General features: G+C 38.1%; 1 protein-coding gene. It reads right to left on the reverse strand.

Going from position 1 to position 2,989, the window contains the following annotated elements; genetic code table 11:
* The coding region (locus P7122_RS14670; protein WP_278006550.1) for an HYR-like domain-containing protein at positions 1–2,989 on the reverse strand (2,989 nt) is incomplete at both ends.

A 2,989-nucleotide genomic window follows, 5' to 3' on the forward strand; every position in this document is an offset into this window, starting at 1 on the left:
TCCAAATACGAGTTAATGTGTACGAATTATCACAAGTACTATTTGTAATTTCTTCTTCAAACGTAACAGTAGCATCATCACAGTTATCGTTAGCTGTTAAAGTTTCAGCAGTAGGAACCGCATCACATTCTACAGTAACATCTGTAGGAAGTGCTTCGTTAAATGTTGGTGCTGTTGTATCCTGAACAGTGATTGATTGTGAATGAACAGTTTCATTACCACAAGCATCAGCAGCAGTCCAGGTACGAGTTAATGTGTATGAATTATCACAAGTACTATTTGTAATTTCTTCTTCAAAAGTAACAGTAGCATCACCACAGTTATCGTTAGCTGTTAAAGTTTCAGCAGTAGGAACTGCATCACATTCAACAGTAACATCTGTAGGAAGTGCTTCGTTAAATGTTGGTGCAGTTGTATCCTGAACAGTGATTGATTGCGAATGAACAGTTTCATTACCACAAGCATCAGCAGCAGTCCATGTACGAGTTAATGTGTATGAATTATCACAAGTACTATTTGTAATTTCTTCTTCAAAATTAACAGTAGCATCACCACAGTTATCGTTAGCTGTTAAAGTTTCAGCAGTAGGAACCGCATCACATTCAACAGTAACATCTGTAGGAAGCGCTTCGTTAAATGTAGGTGCAGTTGTATCTTCAACAGTAATAGTTTGAACTAAAGTTGTCGTATTGTCACACTCATCAGTCAATGTCCAAGTACGAGTGATTACAGATTCATTAGCACAGCTGCCATTGGCTACACTATCAGTATACGTTGCTTCTAAACCAGTAGAGCAGTTGTCCGCTTCATCAGTCACATCACCAGTAATAGAAAGATCAGAAGGATCTACATCACATTCGATAGTGATATCAGCAGGCACAGTAAATGTAGGTGCAGTTGTATCTTCAACAGTAATAGTTTGAACTAAAGTTGTTGTATTGTCACACTCATCAGTCAATGTCCAAGTACGAGTGATTACAGATTCATTAGCACAGCTACCATTGGCTACACTATCAGTATACGTTGCTTCTAAATCAGTAGAGCAGTTGTCCGCTTCATCAGTCACATCACCAGTAATAGAAAGATCAGAAGGATCTACATCACATTCGATAGTGATATCAGCAGGCACAGTAAATGTAGGTGCAGTTGTATCTTCAACTGTGATTGTTTGAACTAAAGTTGTTGTATTGTCACACTCATCAGTCAATGTCCAAGTACGAGTGATTACAGATTCATTAGCACAGCTGCCATTGGCTACACTATCAGTATACGTTGCTTCTAAACCAGTAGAGCAGTTGTCCGCTTCATCAGTTACATCACCAGTAATAGAAAGATCAGAAGGATCTACATCACATTCGATAGTGATATCAGCAGGCACAGTAAATGTAGGTGCAGTTGTATCTTCAACAGTAATAGTTTGAACTAAAGTTGTTGTATTGTCACACTCATCAGTCAATGTCCAAGTACGAGTAATCACAGATTCGTTAGCACAGCTACCATTGGCTACACTATCAGTATACGTTGCTTCTAAATCAGTAGAGCAGTTGTCCGCTTCATCAGTTACATCACCAGTAATAGAAAGATCAGAAGGATCTACATCACATTCGATAGTGATATCAGCAGGCACAGTAAATGTAGGTGCAGTTGTATCTTCAACAGTAATAGTTTGAACTAAAGTTGTTGTATTGTCACACTCATCAGTCAATGTCCAAGTACGAGTGATTACAGATTCATTAGCACAGCTGCCATTGGCTACACTATCAGTATACGTTGCTTCTAAACCAGTAGAGCAGTTGTCCGCTTCATCAGTTACATCACCAGTAATAGAAAGATCAGAAGGATCTACATCACATTCGATAGTGATATCAGCAGGTACTGTAAATGTTGGTGCTGTAGTATCTACTACAGATATTGTTTGGTTTGCTGAAACTGAGTTACCACAAGTGTCTGTAGCAGTCCAGGTACGTGTTATTATTTTAGTATTACCACAGTTAGCGACTTCAGAGTCGTTAAAAGTAATATTAGGTTCAGTACAATCATCAGTTGCACTAGCATTACCTGTATTAGAAGGTTCAGTACTTTCTGTACATTCAATCGTTACATCTTGAGGAATAGTTAGTACAGGATCAACAGTATCAATAATTGAATATGTAGCAGTGGTGTTAGAAGCATTACCACAAACATCAGTTGCAGTAAATGTTACAATAATTTCACCATTAGCACAATCTACATTAGTGTTAATACCATAGTCATTAGACCATGTGATTGTACCACAATTATCAGTAGCTGTTGCACCAGCATTATTAGAAAGCCATGTATCTAAAGCATTATCAGGAGATACACCACACTGAATCACGATATCTTCTTTATTAATAGTATCAATAGAAGGAGGTGTAGTATCTTCAACAGTAATAGTTTGAACTAAAGTCGTTGTATTGTCACACTCATCAGTCAATGTCCAAGTACGAGTAATCACAGATTCGTTAGCACAAGTACCATTGGCTACGCTATCAGTATAGGTTGCTTCTAAACCAGTAGAGCAGTTGTCCGCTTCATCTGTTACATCACCAGTAATAGAAAGATCAGAAGGATCTACATCACATTCGATAGTGATATCAGCAGGTACTGTAAATGTTGGTGCAATAGTGTCTTCAACAGTAATAGTTTGAACTAAAGTTGTTGTATTGTCACACTCATCAGTCAATGTCCAAGTACGAGTAATCACAGATTCGTTAGCACAAGTACCATTGGCTACGCTATCAGTATAGGTTGCATCTAAACCAGCAGAGCAGTTGTCCGCTTCATCAGTTACATCACCAGTAATAGAAAGATCAGAAGGGTCTACATCACATTCGATAGTGATATCAGCAGGAACTGTAAATGTTGGTGCTGTAGTATCTACTACGGTTATTGTTTGAACTAAAGTTGTTGTATTGTCACACTCATCAGTCAATGTCCAAGTACGAGTGATTACAGATTCATTAGCACA

Source organism: Winogradskyella marincola, assembly GCF_029624125.1.
GTDB classification, from domain to species: domain Bacteria; phylum Bacteroidota; class Bacteroidia; order Flavobacteriales; family Flavobacteriaceae; genus Winogradskyella; species Winogradskyella marincola.